This is a genomic window from Streptomyces sp. MK7 (assembly GCF_032658145.1).
GTDB classification, from domain to species: domain Bacteria; phylum Actinomycetota; class Actinomycetes; order Streptomycetales; family Streptomycetaceae; genus Streptomyces; species Streptomyces spiralis.
This window is the reverse complement of record NZ_JAVACL010000132.1, coordinates 1-892: the sequence shown is the minus strand read 5'-3', so window position 1 is coordinate 892 and position 892 is coordinate 1. Positions and strand designations below refer to the sequence as shown.

Below are 892 nucleotides of genomic sequence, written 5' to 3'. Positions count from 1 at the left end.
CCCCAGGAACGCGCCTGCGCCGCTCAGCGGTGAACGCCCCTTCGGCCGGCACCCCGGCGCTCCAGGGTCCCGGCGCCGTGGGCGGCCACACACACGACGCACCCGCAACCGGCCCGGTACACGACGGCCGGTGCGAACCTCTCGTCGCCGTATCGCACACGCACGCGCGTTCACCGAGGCGGAGGAGCTGCTTGCCGGCCCACATGCGCTGGCCGCCAGCGCCCACTGCCTGATCCGGGTACAAAAGACCGCGAGCGACCGCCACTGACCAGCAGACGCCCACCAACCCCCGCTGCGGACTCCCCAGCAGGGCTGCGATGGGGGTTGCTCAGATGGTCACGTCCGGCTGCCGCCGGGGCAGTCCGACGTGCCGCACCGCGTCAAAGGCCAGGGCGACGGCCACGCCCAGGCCGGCGAAGATACCGCAGGCGACGAACACCGGGGCGGCGCCCCAGGCTCCGATGGCAGCGCCGACCAGCGGGTAGCCCAGGGGAGCGAGACCGACCATGGTGAGCATGACGACGGAGGTGACCCGGCCGAGACAGGCCGGGTCCGCCGCGGTCTGTATGAGGGCGTTGGCCAGGCTCCCGTGGACGCCCATGCTCAGTCCGATCACCGCGGCCAGTACGGCGGCGAGCCAACACACCCAACCCAGCCCACCTCGACCACCGCCGACCAACTCCACACCGACCGCCTCCACAGACGACTAGATCAGCTCGCCTCCGTCAAGTCTCTTGTACTCATTCAAAATTACGTACATTCTTCAATGCATGACTTCCCATCAGGAACTGCTGGACGACGTCTTCGCCATCCGCTGGCCGCTGCCGCACTTCCCCGAGGACGACCAGACCCCTCCACACCAGCGCGGCGCCGCGGTGGACGCCGCGTGGAG

General features: G+C 70.0%; 1 pseudogene. It reads right to left on the bottom strand.

Annotation, left to right across the window (positions count from 1 at the left end):
- Window positions 1-328 precede the first annotated feature (328 nt).
- Window positions 329-640: pseudogene (locus R2S09_RS40150) on the bottom strand (MFS transporter); the annotation flags it as partial.
- Between the last annotated feature and the right edge of the window lie 252 nt (window positions 641-892).